20 protein-coding genes are annotated in these 17,960 nt (G+C 51.5%); 14 read left to right on the top strand and 6 right to left on the bottom strand.

Annotation, left to right across the window (positions count from 1 at the left end):
- The first annotated feature begins 89 nt into the window (after window positions 1-89).
- From NT140_04970 to NT140_04920, 11 genes are all read left to right on the top strand, one after another.
- Complete coding sequence (locus tag NT140_04970) at window positions 90-1,337, top strand: cysteine desulfurase family protein (GenBank protein ID MCX5831227.1); 1,248 nt, start codon at window positions 90-92, stop codon at window positions 1,335-1,337.
- Between the two features lie 9 nt (window positions 1,338-1,346).
- Complete coding sequence (gene nifU, locus NT140_04965) at window positions 1,347-1,730, top strand: Fe-S cluster assembly scaffold protein NifU (protein MCX5831226.1); 384 nt, start codon at window positions 1,347-1,349, stop codon at window positions 1,728-1,730.
- Window positions 1,727-1,897: a hypothetical protein gene (locus NT140_04960; GenBank protein MCX5831225.1), complete on the top strand. Its 171-nt coding sequence runs from the start codon at window positions 1,727-1,729 to the stop codon at window positions 1,895-1,897. The genes nifU and NT140_04960 overlap by 4 nt, the downstream gene beginning before the upstream one ends.
- Window positions 1,898-1,925: 28 nt before the next feature.
- Window positions 1,926-2,396 carry a DsrE/DsrF/DrsH-like family protein gene (locus tag NT140_04955; GenBank protein MCX5831224.1) on the top strand — a complete coding sequence of 157 codons (471 nt, stop codon included), beginning with the start codon at window positions 1,926-1,928 and terminating at the stop codon, window positions 2,394-2,396.
- Entirely contained in the window at window positions 2,393-2,632 is a 240-nt protein-coding gene (locus NT140_04950) for a sulfurtransferase TusA family protein (protein MCX5831223.1), read from the top strand. Before NT140_04955 ends, NT140_04950 begins: the two co-directional genes overlap by 4 nt.
- Window positions 2,633-2,644: 12 nt before the next feature.
- Complete coding sequence (locus tag NT140_04945) at window positions 2,645-3,271, top strand: MBL fold metallo-hydrolase (GenBank protein ID MCX5831222.1); 627 nt, start codon at window positions 2,645-2,647, stop codon at window positions 3,269-3,271.
- Window positions 3,272-3,307: 36 nt separating this feature from the next.
- A complete protein-coding gene (locus tag NT140_04940; GenBank protein ID MCX5831221.1) occupies window positions 3,308-4,192 on the top strand; it encodes a phosphoribosylaminoimidazolesuccinocarboxamide synthase in 885 nt (294 codons plus the stop codon).
- Window positions 4,193-4,263: 71 nt separating this feature from the next.
- Window positions 4,264-4,662, top strand: coding sequence for a hypothetical protein (locus NT140_04935; GenBank protein MCX5831220.1), 399 nt, complete (start codon window positions 4,264-4,266; stop codon window positions 4,660-4,662).
- Window positions 4,659-5,720 carry a molecular chaperone DnaJ gene (dnaJ, locus tag NT140_04930; protein ID MCX5831219.1) on the top strand — a complete coding sequence of 354 codons (1,062 nt, stop codon included), beginning with the start codon at window positions 4,659-4,661 and terminating at the stop codon, window positions 5,718-5,720. The genes NT140_04935 and dnaJ overlap by 4 nt, the downstream gene beginning before the upstream one ends.
- A gap of 35 nt (window positions 5,721-5,755) precedes the next feature.
- Window positions 5,756-6,157, top strand: coding sequence for a DUF3568 family protein (locus tag NT140_04925; GenBank protein MCX5831218.1), 402 nt, complete (start codon window positions 5,756-5,758; stop codon window positions 6,155-6,157).
- 157 nt (window positions 6,158-6,314) lie between these two features.
- Window positions 6,315-7,292: a lysylphosphatidylglycerol synthase transmembrane domain-containing protein gene (locus NT140_04920; GenBank protein MCX5831217.1), complete on the top strand. Its 978-nt coding sequence runs from the start codon at window positions 6,315-6,317 to the stop codon at window positions 7,290-7,292.
- Here NT140_04920 and NT140_04915 read toward each other — a convergent pair.
- The 5 genes from NT140_04915 to NT140_04895 form a co-directional block, all read right to left on the bottom strand.
- Window positions 7,287-8,669: a sigma-54 dependent transcriptional regulator gene (locus tag NT140_04915; GenBank protein ID MCX5831216.1), complete on the bottom strand. Its 1,383-nt coding sequence runs from the start codon at window positions 8,667-8,669 to the stop codon at window positions 7,287-7,289. The genes NT140_04920 and NT140_04915 overlap by 6 nt on opposite strands.
- A gap of 40 nt (window positions 8,670-8,709) precedes the next feature.
- Window positions 8,710-10,965, bottom strand: coding sequence for an ATP-binding protein (locus NT140_04910; protein MCX5831215.1), 2,256 nt, complete (start codon window positions 10,963-10,965; stop codon window positions 8,710-8,712).
- A gap of 21 nt (window positions 10,966-10,986) precedes the next feature.
- A complete protein-coding gene (locus NT140_04905) occupies window positions 10,987-11,628 on the bottom strand; it encodes a DUF4390 domain-containing protein (GenBank protein MCX5831214.1) in 642 nt (213 codons plus the stop codon).
- A gap of 134 nt (window positions 11,629-11,762) precedes the next feature.
- On the bottom strand, window positions 11,763-12,695 hold the full coding sequence (gene lpxC, locus NT140_04900) for a UDP-3-O-acyl-N-acetylglucosamine deacetylase (protein ID MCX5831213.1): 933 nt from the start codon (window positions 12,693-12,695) through the stop codon (window positions 11,763-11,765).
- Window positions 12,696-12,897: 202 nt separating this feature from the next.
- Window positions 12,898-13,443: an epoxyqueuosine reductase QueH gene (locus NT140_04895; GenBank protein MCX5831212.1), complete on the bottom strand. Its 546-nt coding sequence runs from the start codon at window positions 13,441-13,443 to the stop codon at window positions 12,898-12,900.
- A gap of 286 nt (window positions 13,444-13,729) precedes the next feature.
- On the opposite strand from NT140_04895, the gene NT140_04890 reads away from it, so the two are divergent.
- The 3 genes from NT140_04890 (at window position 13,730) to NT140_04880 (ending at window position 16,680) form a co-directional block, all read left to right on the top strand.
- Entirely contained in the window at window positions 13,730-13,963 is a 234-nt protein-coding gene (locus NT140_04890) for a transcriptional regulator (GenBank protein ID MCX5831211.1), read from the top strand.
- Window positions 13,953-15,200: a type II toxin-antitoxin system HipA family toxin gene (locus tag NT140_04885; protein MCX5831210.1), complete on the top strand. Its 1,248-nt coding sequence runs from the start codon at window positions 13,953-13,955 to the stop codon at window positions 15,198-15,200. The genes NT140_04890 and NT140_04885 overlap by 11 nt, the downstream gene beginning before the upstream one ends.
- Before the next feature lie 364 nt (window positions 15,201-15,564).
- Complete coding sequence (locus NT140_04880) at window positions 15,565-16,680, top strand: Fic family protein (protein MCX5831209.1); 1,116 nt, start codon at window positions 15,565-15,567, stop codon at window positions 16,678-16,680.
- Window positions 16,681-16,893: 213 nt separating this feature from the next.
- Here NT140_04880 and NT140_04875 read toward each other — a convergent pair whose 3' ends face one another.
- Window positions 16,894-17,526: a hypothetical protein gene (locus NT140_04875; GenBank protein ID MCX5831208.1), complete on the bottom strand. Its 633-nt coding sequence runs from the start codon at window positions 17,524-17,526 to the stop codon at window positions 16,894-16,896.
- Window positions 17,527-17,960: the final 434 nt, after the last annotated feature.

Below are 17,960 nucleotides of genomic sequence, written 5' to 3'. Positions count from 1 at the left end.
AAATATAAGGAGCCATTTAGATAGATTTAATGACCGATGGGATAGTTGGCAAAAAGATAATGCATAAAGTAACTTAAAGGTTATTCCCCGTGAACGAAATATATTTTGAAAATCATGCCAATACCCGGGTGGACGAGCGGGTCATCGAGGTGATGCTCCCTTATTTCCGTGAGTATTACGGTAACGCCCAGAGCATTCACTCTCTTGGCGCCCATTCCAGGGACGCGATCGAAAAAGCCCGGGGCCAAGTGGCGCAGCTTATCGGCGGGAAGGAAAGCGAGATATATTTCACCTCCTGCGCGTCGGAGGCCAATAACCTCGCCATCAAGGGCGTTGCCGAGGCTTACCGGCAAAAAGGCCGACATGTCATTGTCTCGGAGATCGAACATTTTTCGGTCCTCAATGCCGCCCGGCGTCTCAGCCAGCATGATTTTGAGGTCACCCTGCTGCCTGTTGATCGGAATGGTCTCGTGTCGCCCGGAGATCTCCAGAATGCCATCCGGGAAGACACCATCCTGGTTTCTGTCCAGCATGCCAATCCGGAGATCGGCACGATCCAGCCACTGGCGGAAATAGCCGGCCTTTGCCGGGCAAGGAACATTCCATTTCATACCGATGCCGTCTGTACCGCCGGAATTATGCCCTTGGACGTAACCAGTCTGGGTGTTGATCTGATGACTCTCTCGGGAGCGCAGTTTTACGGCCCCAAAGGCGCGGCGGCACTCTTTCTCAGGCAGGGCGTCCGGATCGTGCCGCAGATTGACGGCGGCATACAGGAAAACGGCCGCCGCGCCGGGACAGAAAACGTGCCCGCCATTGCCGGCTTCGGGGCGGCCTGCGAGATTGCGGGGCAGGAGATGGATGATAATTACCAACGCCTGCTCCGGCTCCGAAACCGCCTGATGACGGCGCTGCCGGAAAAAATCCCTTACCTTTACGTCAACGGGCACCTGGAAAAGCGCCTGCCGAATAATGTCAATATTTCGGTCGAGTTTGTGGAAGGAGAAGGCATGTTTCTCTTCCTGGACCAGAAGGGCATTTACGTATCCAGCGGTTCTGCCTGCGCCTCGAAGGCGCTCAAGATGTCCCATGTGCTTACGGCCATCAAGGTTGATACGGCCGTCGGCCAGGGTTCCATCCTGCTGACGCTTTCCCGATACAATACGGACGCAGATGTTGATTATCTGCTCGCCGAATTTCCACCGATAGTCGCCCGACTGCGCGAGATGTCGCCCCTTTACGGTTACTTCCAGAAGACGGGACGGCGCCGGGCCGCCGGGCCGGGCACCGATTATGAACACGAACACGAACATGACCAAAATCAAGAGGATGGATAGGAGAAGATTATGCCGTTTTATTCAGAAAAAGTGATGGATCACTTCCAGAATCCACGTAATGTAGGGGAAATAAAAGAAGCCGATGGGACTGGTGAGATCGGCAACCCCGTCTGTGGCGACATGATGAGCTTTTACATCAAAGTAAAAGATAACATCATTGAAGACGTAAAATTCAAGACCTTCGGCTGCGGGGCGGCGATCGCCGTTTCCTCCATGGTGAGCGAAATGGCCAAGGGAAAGACCCTCGACGAGGCCATGCTGATAACGAATGCCAGCGTAGCCAAGGAGCTGGGCGGACTGCCGGCCAACAAGATGCACTGTTCCAACCTGGGAGCCGATGCGCTGCACAAAGCCATCGAGGATTACCAGAAAAAGCAGGGGGGAAAATCATGAAAACAAAATGCAACTGCGGTTTCTGCGAGTCGGAACTGGTGCAGGATTGTATGGAGCCTTCCTTTTGTCAGCCCTGCGATATCGCCTTTACTAAATGCCCGAAATGTGGCGCATCTTACAGCAGCAAACTAAGCAAGTGTCCGGAATGCGAAAAAAAACAGGCTTGAGGTTAGTATTGGAAAGCAGGGGGCAGAAATGAAGGATAAAATGACCATCATCCTTTTTTCCGGTGAGCTCGACAAGGCCATTGCCGCCTTTACCCTGGCGACCACGGCGGCGGCAGGCAATATGGAAGTGACGATTTTTTTCACCTTCTGGGGCCTGAACATCCTGAAAAAGGAAAGGCTTACCCTGTCGGCGACGCAAAAGCTGATGCAGAAAATGTTCAACCTCATGAGCACATCGAGCCTGCCCATTTCCCGTCTGAACATGTTCGGCATGGGGGCCTGGATGATGAAAAAACTGATGCGGAAAACCAACGCCGCCTCCCTCCAGGACCTCATGAAACTGGCCAAGGAACTGGGCGTAAAATACATAGCCTGCACAACAAGTTGCAGCGTACTCGGCCTGACCGCAGCAAACCTGGTGGGCGACGTGGATGAATTCGCCGGCGCCGCCACCTATCTGAGTGAAGCCAAAGAGGCCAAAGTAAATTTATTTATATGACATCTGCTCTTAAAGCCAATAAATCCATTGACTGTACGGGGCTCTTCTGCCCCATGCCCATCGTGCGGACCAAACAGGAAATGGCCGACATGAAATCCGGCGAGGTGCTGGAAATTGTGGCCGACGACCCGGGGTTCGCCAAAGACCTCCCGGCCTGGTGCGGTCTGACGGGGGAAAAGTTCATGGAGATAAAACAAGAGGGATCATTTTTTACGGGGTATGTAGAAAAGAAATAAAAGGGAGTCACTATGTTTTTGGAACAGATGCAGGTCGGTCAAATGATGGTTTTCGCCTACCTGGTAGGTGATCCTAAGAGTGGGGAAGCATTGGTCATTGACCCGGCGGACGAAACGGAAGCCATTATTGCCCGCGCTAAAAAGAATAATCTGAAGATTAAGTATATCGTCAATACCCACGGCCACGTGGACCATTTCTCCGGCAACAGCGATATGAAAAAGCTCACCGGGGCGCAGATCATTGTGCATGAAGACGATGCCGACCGGCTCACCAACACGCCGGCTTCACTCCTTGCCATGTTCAATGCCAAGCCATCGCCGGCGGCGGATATTACGGTCAAGGACGGCGATCAGATCCGCGTGGGCGATGTAACGCTTAATGTTCTGCATACGCCGGGACACTCCGCGGGTAGCATGTCTCTTTATACGGAGGGCATTGTCTTTACGGGGGACACCCTTTTCGTGGAGGCCGTGGGACGGACTGACTTCCCTGGCAGCTCCTGGGACGTCATGTATCAATCCATCCAGACCAAGCTTTTCCCACTGCCCGACGAAACGCGCGTCTTGCCGGGGCATAATTATGGCCGCACGGCCACCTCTACTATCGGTCACGAAAAGCAATACAATCCGTTTTTATAGCGGACAAAATCCAACAAATGAGAGGTGAATTTTCAAATGAGAGATGAAGGATTGATGGGAACGAGTTTCCCCACATTAAAATTGCTGAATAAAGGGAAGGTGCGCGATATTTATGAGGTGGAAGAATTTCTGCTGATCGTTGCGACCGACCGGATTTCCGCCTTTGACGTGATCATGCCCAATCCCATCGCCGGTAAAGGGGCTATTCTGACCCGCATGTCGGCCTTCTGGTTCGGTAAGATGGCAGATATCATAATAAATCATCTCATCTCCACCGATCCGCTGGCCTATCCGGAAGTTTGCCGACCTTATGCAGAGACACTGCAGCACCGCAGCATGCTCGTCAAAAAAGCCCGGCCCCTGACTGTAGAGTGTATCGTCCGTGGATATCTCAGCGGCTCGGGATGGAAAGATTACAGTGCTGGCCATACCATCTCCGGCATCAGGCTGCCCGCAGGGTTGAGGGAGTCCGAGCGGTTGCCGGAACCCGTCTTTACCCCCTCCACCAAAGCGGAAGCCGGCACACACGACCTGCCCATAAACTTTGCCGAGATGGAAAATATTCTGGGCCGGGAATTGGCGGGACACATCAGGGAAACCAGCCTGGCCATTTACCGACGGGCCGAGACAATAGCGGCGGCGGCGGGAATTATTATTGCCGACACCAAGATGGAGTTCGGCTTGATCGAGGGGAAGCTGATCCTCATTGACGAGCTGCTCACACCTGATTCCTCAAGGTTCTGGCCCCGGGATGATTATCAGGTCGGCCGCCCTCAGAAAAGTTTTGACAAACAGTTTTTACGGGATTATCTCCTTGCCATCAATTGGGATCAAAAGCCGCCTGCCCCGGAACTGCCCCCGAACATCATCGCCATGACGGGTGAAAAGTATGCGGAGGCATTGCGGCGTCTGGTTAAATAACCCGCCGTCTTGACAGGAACGGCAAAGTCTAATATCTTGCCGGCAGCCAATAGAAAACGGATACGAAAACTATGAAAGACGATATTCTCCCCGATTATCGGAAGAAACAGCAACTGCTTTATGAGGAAAAAAGAACGACCGGCGAACTGATCGTTTACGGCGACCGCTTCCGGGAAGCCGGCAAAATCTCGGATGCCATGGAATTTTATCAGAAGGCAAGTCATACCGCCGGCCTGGAAAAAATCAGCGCCACCGCTCAGCAGATGGGCGATGTCATGCTCTTCCTGCAGGCATCCCGGGCGTTAAGCAGGACTCCCTCGCCGGCAGAGTGGCTGGCCATCGGTCAAGCAGCCAAGGAGCTGAAAAAGTACAGTTTTGCGCTCCATGCCTTCGAAAAAGGCGGCCATGAGCAAATGCTTCAGGAGACGCGGGCGATCGCAAAAACGGAGGAAAAAGCAATACACGCATGATCAAGACTTGTTATTATGAAGTCCTCAGTGTCGCCCGGGATGCCGCGGCGGAGGAGATAAAGAAAAATTATCGCAAAATGGCCATGCAGCATCACCCGGACAAGAATCCGGGGGATAAGGCAGCGGAAGAGCGGTTTAAGGAAGCCGCCGAAGCCTATGAAGTCCTGAGCGACCCGGAGAAAAGGGAAATATATGATCGCTTCGGTCATGAAGGACTGAGCGGCGCGGGTTTTAAGGGATTTTCGGGTTTTGAGGATATTTTTTCGAGCTTCGGCGATATCTTTGAGAACATTTTTGGTTTCAATGGCGTTCGGCAGCAGGGGCGGGCGGGGGCGAGGAACGGCGCCGATCTGCGCTACGACCTGACTATTGCCTTGGAAGACGCAGCCACGGGTAAAGCAATGGACATCACGATAGAAAAGCTGATCAATTGCGATTCCTGCCGGGGCACGGGAGCAGCGGCCGGGTCGTCTCCTTCCACGTGCAACCGCTGTCATGGCCGGGGCCAGGTAACGCAATCCAGCGGTTTCTTCGCGATCAGCGCCTCCTGTCCGCAATGCCGGGGGCGAGGCAGCGTGATTCTGGATCCTTGTTCTTTCTGTCGCGGCGCCGGCAAGAAGGAAGCCGCCAAGACCATCCAGCTTAAAATCCCCGCGGGCGTAGAAACAGGTTCCCGGTTGAGGCTGCGGGGCGAGGGAGAAGCGGGCGACTTCGGTGGACCCAACGGCGATCTTTACGTATTTCTTACCGTCAAGTCGCATGAATTTTTCGAAAGAAGGGGCAGCGATATCTACTGCCGTATCCCCGTTTCTTTTGTGCAGGCGGCGCTGGGCGCCAAGATAGAAGCGCCAACGCTGCAGGGCAGGGAAAAGATAAAAATCCCCAAAGGCACCCAGAGCGGCCATACCTTCCGCCTGAAGGGCATGGGCATCCCCCGGCTGGGTGCTTATGGGCGGGGCGATCAGATTATTGAAACCCTGGTAGTCGTGCCCACGAACCTGAACAAAAAGCAGGAAGAACTGCTGCGTGAATTTGCCGGGGTAAGCGGCGAAGCGTAACGTGTCCTCAAATCCGATCGGAGAAAGGAATAATAATGAAGAGAAATAGAGCTTGGATGTTCTGGTACGCGGCGGTTGTTTTTCTTACGACCGGATGTGCAGCACTGGTAGGCGTCGTCGCCGCCGGGGGCACTGGCGCCGGCACCTACGCATACATCAACGGCGGCATGCAGGGCGAGTATAAGCATCCCTACGATCTGGTTTGGGCGGCCTGCGAAAAAACCATGGCGGAAATGCGCGCCCTGAGTGTCCAGCCCCTCAAGGAAATTGGCCAGGGCCAGATTTCCGCCATCATTAATGACGAAAAGGTCCGGTTTGATGTCAAATACAAAGAGCGTAACGTAACCACCGTAACCGTGCGGGTGGGATTGCTGGGTAATAAGACCGCATCGCAACTGTTGCACGATAAAATCAGCGACAACATTGCAAAAAACTAAAGGCGTACCCCATAATTACCCCCCCATGCCCGTCGCGGGCACAACAAAGGATGAAAATACCATCTGTCATTCCGGACCCGATCCGGAATCCAGGTGTAAAGGACTGAATACCGGCCTACGCCGGTATGACGATCTATTTTCATATAAACGTGAACGGATGAAGAAGATCATTCCCGGCCTCCTGATCAGTGCGCTCTTGGTCTATCTGTCTGTTAAAGGGACAGATTTTCAGGGTGTTATCGCCGGCATGGCGAACATTGGCTACGGTTTTATCCTGCTTTTTTTGCTGCTGATGATTTTGATGCAGGCGTTGCGTGCCTGGCGCTGGGGGATGATCCTTCGCCCCCTGGGGAAGCTTTCGACGCTCACCCTTTTTGCCATAACCAGCGTCGGGTTTTTAGCCATCACGGCCCTGCCGGCCAGGCTGGGCGAGCTTTTAAGACCTTATCTGGTGGCCCGCCACAGCGACATCAAGATGCCCGCCGCTCTGGGCACGGTTTTCCTGGAAAGGTTTTTCGACGGCGTCACCATCTTGACCATCGCCTCCCTGACTCCCTTCTTTGCGCAATTGCCACCCTGGCTGATCAAAGCCAACTTCATCTTCCTTCTCGTCAATCTGATCCTGCTTACGGTGATTATTCTGGCAGTCTTCCGGCGTGTCCTGCTGGAGGCTTTTTTGAACTTTTTCTTACGACTCTGCCCTGTCCGGTGGACAGAAATATTGGGCCGGTTAATCCAGCATTTTCTCGATGGTTTCCAGATTATCGGCGACGGACCGCGCCTTTTCCAGATACTGCTGCTTTCCTTTATTGTCTGGCTGATTGACGCCCTGGCGATCTATCTTCTTTTCTTGGCCTTCAAACTCTCGCTGCCGCCTGTCGCCGCCTTGGTCCTCATGGTCATCCTGATGATCGGCATTGCCGTCCCGACGGCCCCCGGCTTCATCGGCAACTGGCATTACTCCTGCGTGCTGGGCTTAAGCCTCTTCGGCATCGCCAAGACGGAGGCCCTGACTTTTGCTATTATCTATCACTTCCTGTCCATCAGCTTCACCATTGTTGTCGGCCTAGCTTTTTTACCCTTCCTGAAATTTTCCTGGGCCGATCTGCGGCAAGAGGTCGGGCGGCGGTTATAATTCAGAGCCCTCGCCCGTTTCCTCATTCTTGACGTCCAGACCGTAGGCCTTTATCTTGCGGTGCAGGTTGCTTCTTTCCAGGCCGATGGCCTCGGCCGTGCGGGAGACATTGCCATCGTAATCTTTTAACTTACCGGCAATATATTGTTTCTCGAAGGCCGTTTTGGCCTCGCGCAGGGAATCCGGGGCATCCTCGGCAGGTTCCGGATTCTGCTCTTTTTTCATAAAAAGAGGAATGTCTTCCGCTTCAATAACATTTCCCACCTTCATGATGTTCAGCCGTTCGACAATATTCTTCAGTTCCCGAACATTTCCGGGCCAACCATGCCGCATGAGGATCGCCAGCGCATCGTCGGTAATCGTCTTTTCCGCCTCCCCTTCCTTCGAGGAAAAATCTTTCAAAAAACGCTCCACCAAAAGCGGGATGTCCTCTTTTCTGTCCCGGAGCGGCGGCACCCTCAGCGGGATAACATTGAGCCGGTAATAAAGGTCCGGCCGGAATCTTCCCTCCTCCATCTCCTTTTCCAGATCTTTATTGGTGGCCGCGAGGACTCGGACATCCGTGGCAATCAGCTTCGTTCCGCCCACGCGTTCATACTTTTTTTCCTGAAGAATTCTGAGGACTTTGGCCTGGGCCTTCAAACTCATATCCGCCACTTCATCGAGAAAAATGGTCCCTTCATGGGCCAGATCGAACTTCCCGCGCTTTTTTTCCGTAGCGCCGGTAAAGGAGCCCTTCTCGTGGCCAAAAAGCTCGCTTTCAATGAGCTCCTCCGGTATGGCGGCACAATTTACCTCCACAAATGCCTTATTAACCCGTTTGCTCTGCTGGTGTAAGGACCGGGCCACCAGTTCCTTCCCAGTGCCATTTTCACCCATGATCAAGATCCAGGCATTGGTAGGCGCCACGAGGCTGATCGTTTCCTGCAGCTCCGTAATCGCTTCGCTGTCGCCCGTGAGTTCATACTCGTGGGTAACCTTCTGTTTAAGAAGGATATTTTCCTCTTCCAACTGGGTGATATCGAGGGCATGCTTGACGATGAGCAGCACCTTTTCCAAAGAAAGAGGTTTTTCAATAAAATCAAAGGCGCCCAGCTTGGTGGCCTTCACCGCGGTCTCTATGGTGCCGTGACCGGACATCATGACCACGCGGAGCTGGGGATGTCCGGCCTTGATGATTTTCAGGGTCTCAATCCCGTCAATGCCGGGGAGCCAGATGTCCAGCAACACCAGGCTCAGCATTTCCTCCTCCACGATCTTCAGCGCTTCTTCCCCGCTGCCGGCCGTCATTACTTCATACCCGTCATCAGCCAGAACACCGCCCAAGGACTGACAGATACTCTCCTCGTCATCAACAATTAATATTGTCTTACTCATAGGCCCTTCTTATCCTTTTGTTGTGCTATCTTTGGAACTTTCACGCCTCCGGAGCCGCATAATCAGCGCCGTTAATCTGTTCCCCCTCGGGAACCGGCAATTCAAAAGCAACCACCGTGCCACCCTGGGGATTATCCCGCACGCTGATATAGCCGTGATGATCCGCAATGATGGAACTGACAATGGCCAACCCCAAACCGGTGCCGACCTTTTTCGTAGAAAAATACGGTTCGAACATCTTCATCTTGTAGGCGGCAGGCACACCACAGCCATTGTCCGCCACCTCTACCCTGACCTTCCGGTACCTTAAGTCATGGGCAACGGTAATATCAATCACGCCCTCTTTCCCCGCCACGGCGGCCACGGCATTATCTAGCAGGTTCACCATGACCCGCTTGATCTGCTCGGCGTCCATCCTCAGTTTGGGCATCTCCGAGCCCGCGTCCAGCAAGGTGAAACGGATATTTTTATGGGCCTCCTGAAAAAGGGCGAGGGATGCCGCAATAACCTCGTTAAGATTATTTAAAGCCAGATTCGTAACAGGCATCCGGGCGTAGCGGGAAAACTCATTGACCAGATTTTTCAGCACCTCGACCTGGTTGATGATGGTCTGCGTACATTCCTGAAATACGGCGCCGTCTGCGCCCAGTTTGTCGCCATATTTTTTCTGCAGACGCTGCGCGGAAAGTTGCACCGGCGTCAGGGGATTCTTGATCTCATGGGCCATGCGTCGGGCTACCTCCCGCCAGGCGGCCGCACGCACTGCCTTCTGCAACTCCGTCAGATCTTCAAAAACGACGACCATGCCAACTTCCCGATCGCCGTCATCCCTGATTATCGTCGTCGTCATCAAAACCGTCAGGTCCTTGTCCTTCAGTTTCAATTCCATCTGCTTTTCCAGGAAACCGGCGCTGTTATTCCTTGCCTCCCGGATAAACTGCTCCGCCAGGGCAAGATGCTCGGGCCGCAGCACGTCTTCAAAGCGCCGGTTGATGATCTTTTCCGTCTTGATATCAAACATCGCCTCGGCGGCCTGGTTGATGGTGGTAATAACTCCGTCTTTATCAACGGAGATTACCCCGGCCGAAACATGGCGAAGCACCGTTTCCATATACTTGCGCCGCTCTTCGAGATTGATATTGGCCTGTTGCAGCTCACCGTTACTCTGCTGCAAGTCATTCGTCATCTGGTTGAAGGAATCTACGAGAACGCCGATCTCCGCATCGGCGACAACGTTGATCCGATGCTCCAGATCCCCACGGGCAATGCGACGGGTGGCCTCGGCCAGATCCTGGATCGGCACAGTAATCCCCTTGGCAAGATAGATGCCGAACCATGTGGCGGAAAAAATGATGAGCAGCATCACGATAAACAGGGTGATAATATAACTTAACTTGATGGGATTTCTTAGAAGATCAAGCTGCCGGTATTGCTCGGAAGTTTTGGAAATGCTGGCCATCTTGTCCACCAGCCGCTGGGGCATGTAGTAACTGACCGCAACTAAGCCGATGACTTCCCCCGGAACCAGAGCAGAATAAATGGGCACCAGACCGGTGATTAAATCGCCTCCTCCGGACGGCTGCACAGTGGATGTTTCCTTGCCGCCATAGACTTCCTCCAGTATTTTTGGCGCCAGGGGCTTCAAGACCAACGCCGGGTGCAGGGGGTCCTTCAAGACAAGTATTGCTTTTTTATTGTCAAAATGAATCCCCAAGAGCCCCAGATTATAATTTTTTTGCCTCTGTTCTATGAGCGTCTGGAGATAGGCCTCCCGCCCTTCGACATAAAGGCGATTTTTGGTAATATCTTCACTGATCTGGCGGGCATAGAAGCGGGCATGATCGGACGTCTGCTGGTAATAGACCTGGGCTATTTCGATCGTTTTATCCAGCGCCTCGCCGATCTTCAGATTGAACCAGTTATCTATGCTGTAGGAAAGAAAATTGATGGACACAATGAACAGCAATACCGTGGGAATCAGGGAAAGGCTGACAAAAGCCACTACTAATTTCGTTTGCAGACTCGAACCGATGACGCCCCGGCGGCGCTCAAAGATCAGTTTGGCGACATTCCTGATAATCAGAAACAGCAGAAAAATGATCAGAATGATATTGATATTGATCAGGCCAAAAATGAGCACATTGCTGGAAAGCGGTAGAGCCGCTTCCAGGCGGTAGAGACGGCCCTCCAGCAGAGAAAGAATGGCAATCACAGCGATCGTAACGATCATGATCAGGCGTTCTCTCTTCCGACGTCTGGCCTCGCGGTCATCTATGCCTGGACGGGTTGGCAGCATGTGCTTATGTGCTCGCTAAAGTTAGGGTGTCGTCAAATTTTGATACGTAACATTCTGTCTATGCCAGTCCGTTTCAAAATCCCAGAGAGAAACGAAAAAGAACACGTATTCCATGTGCAGAGGCAGGCGTACCTGTTCCAGTTTGGCCTTCATTTTCAGATAGTAAGACTTATCTTGCTCCAGAGCATTGACCTGGTAAACAACAACCCCGTTTAGATCCGCCATGGCCTTTTTGGCATTTTCAAATGTCTGAAAGGTGTCTGCTTCCGGTCTGTTAGTTGATGAAACAAGAAAATCTTTCTTCACATTATCATATTTGATCGTATGCTGAATAATACGGCGGGCGATTTTCTTGTCCCACCAGTAGGACCTTTCCTGATAGAAATCGAATAGAAAGGTAAACGTAGTGGGAACACCGGCGAGGATGGCGGCTTCCATGTCCGGCGTAAAGCAGTTTAGAACCTGCGCGTAAACCGTAATCTGTCCGGCGTTATTCGTAATCAGCAGGTCGGCAAACCTGGCCTCATCCGCTTCACTGCTCAGAGGAAGAAGAAAAAGCAGGCAACCGTAGAGGAAAAACCTGATCTGGCGATCATGCGCCGAGATGATCGCTTTTATCCGGCGCCAGTAATAATTTGGTTTTTGAGGAAGTTTTATTATCATGCTGCACCTTATTTTATTAGTAAGTTATTAGTGAACACATGCAGCATGATAATAACATTTATCTTTCTTCTGCAAGCGCTATTTTTTGGGGTAAGGGAAATACTCGGGAAAAGGTGGTTGTTGGTCGGCTGGCTTCAGCAAGCGGGCACTGAATCAAGAGTGCCAAAACAGGGGACATTCAACGAATCTTCTTCAATTGCATAGCCGCTGTCGAAAGAACCGGCAATCCTCCAGCATTCTTCGTGGGCGAGCAGTTCTTTAAGCAGCATATTATTGAGCTTGTGACCTGATTTGTAGGCCATGAAATGACCAATGATGGGCATCCCGAGCAGCGATAGGTCGCCGATGGCATCCAGAATCTTGTGTTTGACAAACTCGTCGGGAAATCTCAGACCTTCTTTATTTATGATCTTCTTTTCCGTCAGAACCACCGCATTTTTTAAGGAACCGCCCAGGGCCAGTCCTTTAGCCTGCAGATATTCCACGTCCTTCAGAAAACCGAAGGTACGGGCGGCGCAGATCTCCTGTTCATAGGCCACATCGGAAAAAATAACGTGATAGGACTGCTCGCTGATCAGCGGATGTTGAAAGTCAATCTTATAGGTAATTTCAAAGCACGGCGAGGGCAAAAACATGGCGTCACCATCGCCGTCGGATACGGAAACCGGTTGTGTTATCACGAGCAACTTCTTGCCCTTGCCCTGAACCCTGGTCCCGACATTTTTCAGCATGTTGACAAACGGCAGGGCGCTGCCATCCATAATGGGGATCTCGGGCGCATCCACCTCGACAATGGCATTATCCAAACCCATGCCGCTGAAAGCGGAAAGCAGGTGCTCCACCGTGGAGATCCTGGCCCCATTGTTACCGATGGTAGTGGCCAGATGCGTGTCGGAAACGTTATGCATATCGGCCTTGATAGAATTATGCTGCCCCAGGTCCGTGCGCACGAAAACTACCCCCGCATCAACACCAGCCGGCTTGATCGTCATCTTAACCTTCCGGCCCGTATGTAAACCAATACTGGCGCAGGTTATCTCCTTTTTTAATGTTCTCTGCAAATACATTTATTGCTTCCGCCCCTATCCTTCATCGTGAACTTCCTGGCATTGCAGCAACATGCATACCATCGCCAGGTTATAATGGATATATTGTTTAGGAAAGATAATATCCTGATAATTATGGTGAAATTTTAGTAATAGTTCCCCCCGGCTGGCTGCTCCGGGAAGGCATTGCCAAGATGTGTGGCGGAAACGACACAGTCATCCATTACTTTTGCCTAATTGCCTGGCGATAATAGCGATCCTTTTCGCTATAGAGGCAACCGCAGTAGGGCTGCCGGTACATGCCGATCTCTCGCGACAGATCCACTCCCTCCTGCCAGCCGGCACGGAAATCATGATAGACAAACGGAATGCCAACTTCGCGCCCCAGGCGCTCACCGACTTCGCGGATTACGTCATGCTTCTGAAACTTGCTGTAGAGAAGCGTCGTCGTAAACCCGGTAAAGCCCTGCTCTTTTGCCAACCGCGCCGTCTCCTGCAGGCGCAGGGTATAGCAGATCCGGCAACGGTCTTCCTCGTGACCGGCAACCAAGCGGAAGAAAACCTCCATGCAGTAATCCTCCGCCCATATAACCGGCAGTCCCTTCTCGCCCGCGTAGGCAGAAAGCGTCTCTGCGCGACGCTTATATTCCAGATAGGGATGGATATTGGGATTAAAGAAGTGCCCCGTAACGTCATGCCCCATTTCCCGCAAAATACGCAGGGGATAGATCACGCAGGGACCGCAACAGATGTGCAGGAGGATTTTCATGTTTCTCCCTGTTATTTCAACGTGAATTTTGCTGGCAAATTGGTCATGGCAATTACATAATTACTGTTCTGATCAGCATATTGAGCACAATCGGTCAGGATATGCAACCGGCATGTCGTTATAATTTTTTTACTTCTTGAAATATTCCCGAACGGTAATAATAAAGTCTTCCCAAGGCCTTTGTAATCAATTATGCCCGAACGGTAATATTGTACTTGACAAGAGGTTCGCGACTCGTTATTATTCCCGTACGGTAATTAAATTTAAATGTGCATCGGAGGCAGTCTTGCAGGAAAGAATCTCTTCGTCCGCCGATATCGGTCGGCTGGTAAGACAGAAAAGGAAGACGGACGGGTTGACCCTTGCGGAGGCAGCCGCGCTGTGCAATGTTGGTTACCGGTTTTTCTCAAATATCGAAAATGGAAAACCGACAGCCCAGATCGGCAAGGTTTTGCAGGTTCTGACCGGTCTCGGCCTGGAAATCGGCATCGGCCCCCGGGGATGGAAAAATGAACCTTGACCAGGGAAGCGACAGGCTGGCGGTCCATCTGCACAACGAGCTGATAGGGCATCTCTGGCTTGACGGGCGGCAACGATTCATCTTTCAATATGCCCCCGAACGAAAAGACAAACCGGGAGGCCTGGCGTTATCCCTGTCGCTTCCACTCCGTCGGGAACCATACATGGACGACACATCGCGCCCCTTTTTCGCCAATCTGCTGCCTGAAGCGGAGATCCGGAAGGTCCTCGCTCGCCGCCTCGGCGTATCGGAGCGGAACGATTTCATCCTTTTGAAGGAGATCGGCGGCGAGTGCGCGGGCGCCGTTGCGCTTTTTCCGGAAGGCGTGTTCCCCCTGAAGAACCCGGTATATCGCGAACTGGATGAGGATGAACTGCACAAAATCGTCGCCGATCTGCCAGTAAAACCATTCCTGGCGGGGGAGACGGGGATCCGGCTTTCGCTGGCAGGGGCGCAGGACAAGCTGCCCGTCTTCATGAAAGACGACAAGGTCTTTCTCGCCCTGGGGAACGCGCCGAGCACCCACATCATCAAATCGCCCATCAGGAATCTTGAGGCAAGCGTGGTCAACGAGGCTTTTTGCATGATCCTTGCCGGGAAAATGGGCCTGCCCGTGGCCGAGGCGACTGTCCGCAAGAATCTTGATCCATTGTATGTCGTCAGGCGTTTTGACCGGGAAATCACCCCGGACGGCAAAGTGATCCGTCTGCACCAGGAAGATTTTTGCCAGGCTCTCGGAGTTCTTCCGGATCATAAATACGAGAGCGAGGGAGGCCCTTCCCTGCATCGGTGCTTCGATCTCATCGCCAAGGAAAGCATACGCCCCGCAGCAGATCGGATGGCGCTGGTGAAATGGGTCATTTTTAACGTCCTGATCGGCAATGCGGACGCCCATGCGAAAAACCTGGCCATCCTTCTGGCGCCTCCCGGCCCCTGTCTGGCGCCGTTTTATGATCTGATCTGCACACGGATTTATGAGAACCTGTCTGACAGACTGGCGATGAAGATCGGCGGCGAGAACCGGCCGACATGGCTCCAACCCAGACATTGGAAAGAATTCGCTGATACCGTGTCCGTCAAGCCCGGGCTGGTGATTGAAATGTTGGCGAAGATGGCCGGGGAGTTGCCGCTGAGGGCCGAGACGATAGCGTCGGCGTTTCAAGAGAAATACGGCAGTGACGCTGTCCTGGAAAAAATTCTCGACGTTATCCAGAAGATGGCCCGCCGGCTGGTATGAGTAAAATCCGGGGGCATAGGGGTTATTTCGGGAACCAGTATGATCTTCCTATTCTCTACCCCGAATACCCCAAATCCAGCCTGTCAAAGCCGCCACCTGCTTAGTGGCTCGATTACGGTGATCATGTAGAATTATTAGTTCACCGTAAATGAGTGGCTGTCGCCAATTCCGCACGAGTCAAAATAATTTAAAATCTGAACCCGTCCCCGATTGCTTCTCTGGAAGCTTTATAATAAACAGCATTATGTTTCTCGATTACCCCATGACCGAACTACTCGAGAGAATTCATTTAATTTCGTTTGCTTTTATCTGGCCTGATGTGATAATCGCCAATAATCACATCAGGAAATGAATTGATTAAGCGATGGAATCAAATCAATACCTATGGCAGCGGCCTGATTGGCCCCAATTGACCTGGAACGCGGAGGCGATACTCCCAGCTCTCGGGTTGTGCCGCCAATTGCAGGGCCGGCTTCTCCATGCTGTTGGTTCTCTGGGATTTGACATGGAGAATCAAGTTCAGGCGGCATTTTTCACCGAAGAAATCCTGAAAACATCAGCAATTGAAGGGGAAACTCTCGATATTCGTTCCGTTCGTTCGTCGGTGGCCCGTAAGCTGGGTCTTCCTGTTGCCGGACTTCCCGTTGACCGGCGCATAGACAACATCATGGCAATCCTTCTTGACGCCACGCAGAATCATGCCGCACCGCTGACACCGGAGCGTTTGTGGGGATGGCAGGCATCGCTTTTTCCCACGGGATATTCGAGCCTTACGAAGATTCAAGTCGGTTCCTGGCGCCAAAGCCCGGAGGCGATGCAGGTTGTATCCGGACCGCTCGGTAAGGAAATCATCCACTACGAAGCGCCGCCCGCCGACAGAATGGACGAGGAAATGAACCATTTTCTTCTCTGGTGGGAAAACAGTCGCCACACCCTGGAGGGAATCGTCCGGGCGGCCATAGCCCATTTTTTGTTTGTCGCCATCCATCCGTTTGATGACGGCAACGGCAGGATAGCACGCGCGTTGACGGATATGGCGTTGGCCGAGGACGATGGACAGCGCATCCGCTATTACAGTTTATCAGCGCAGATCATGACCGATCGGAACGGTTACTATAGTATGCTGGAAAAAACGTCAAAGGGAAGCGGCGATGTCACTGATTGGCTGCTCTGGTTCCTGGATTGTTTCCGACGAGCCGTTGTGCGCTCCAATACGGTCGTTGACGACGTGGCCGCGAAGGTCCGGTTTTGGCGACAACATCTCCAAACGCCCTTTACCGAACGGCAACGCAAGGTGATTAACCGCATCCTCGACGAACCGGGTGGATTTGAAGGAAAGCTGACGACCCGGAAATATGCAGCAATCGCAAAGGTAAGCCCGGCAACCGCATACAGAGAGCTGGATCAACTTCATCAATGGGGTGTGTTGAAACGGAGCGGAAAGGGGCGGTCCGTCGGGTATGAGCTCACTTATTCATAAGTTAATCGGGTGACGTAATACTGTTATGCCCCTCTAATTTAAAATGGTATTATGTCCCCGGAATTTACACTAGTGGGGAAAAGAGGGTGTAGCCGGAAACGGCTCCAACAACTCTTCGGTAGAAGATAGTCTTCAGAAACAAGGATTACGGGTGGAAAAAGAGTACCGCGGCATCAGCGAACGGACGTGAATTCTAATGAATGTTGATGTTTGCTATTGATGCCTAATAGCTTTTGATGCGATCTCCTTTATGATTTTACCATCTTTACTATTATTCAAATCTCTTAATATTATCCAGAAAGGCGGGTCTTTTGATAAACACAACTCCCTCAAGAAAACGGGAGGTTCTCGCTTATCAACTTTGATATATACAACGAAACCTGTCATATAGATTTGACAATAATTTATACCATCAAGTCTTTTTTTATGAGGATCTAACATCGCAATCATGCGCGGGTCACTGAATTTTGCTAATGAAACCGAATATTCAAACGGCTCACCCGGATCCTCATAGCGAATCATTCCTTTTATGATATTTTCATGTGCCCCTATTTCTATTTTTCTATAAAATGATTGCGACGAAATTGAAGCACGCCACAGAACAGACAAAAAGAATAACTTTAGTTTTTTATAGTCGTATTTATCGATCTTATAAGCCATCTTAGTGTTTACATTCCGCACTGCCAATTCTTCAGAAAAATCCTGAATTAATAGTTTTTGAGCATAACCATCCAATATGCCGAGATATTGATCACATTTTTCGCACAAAATGGTCTTATCATAAATTCCAATTGGAGATCGCTTTGAGAATACATTGTTGATGTTTGAATGGATTTCAGGGATCATGTTACCCAATCTTAAAGGTCGGAAAAACCCCTCAGGGATGATGTGCGATTTAACCAGCTCCTTATTTTCTCCACATAGTTTACAGATCATAATTTACAGCCGATAATGTTTCTATTTTTATGCTCGATTCCTTTGATCCGACTTCATTTCGTTTACTGGCAATCACCTCTACGTTTAACACGTTCGTATAATTCGCATTGTCCAAGTTCACAGGCTCTTATAAGAGAGCGGCAACCTTCCCGACTGTTACCGGTAATCATGTAAGACAACCCACGGCTACCGTAAACATTTACGTATGAAAATTAAGACCTCAGGAGACAATTTGTGATAAAATTCATTATTTCTCCAAGGAGGTCGGTTTATGACACAGGCACAACGAGATATCAGCAGAAAACTTCGTGTTCTGAATTATGCAAAGGAGTGCGGAAACGTAT

The sequence above is a fragment of the Deltaproteobacteria bacterium genome, assembly GCA_026388415.1.
Taxonomy (GTDB): domain Bacteria; phylum Desulfobacterota; class Syntrophia; order Syntrophales; family JACQWR01; genus JAPLJV01.
This window is presented reverse-complemented; position numbering and strand designations above follow the sequence as displayed.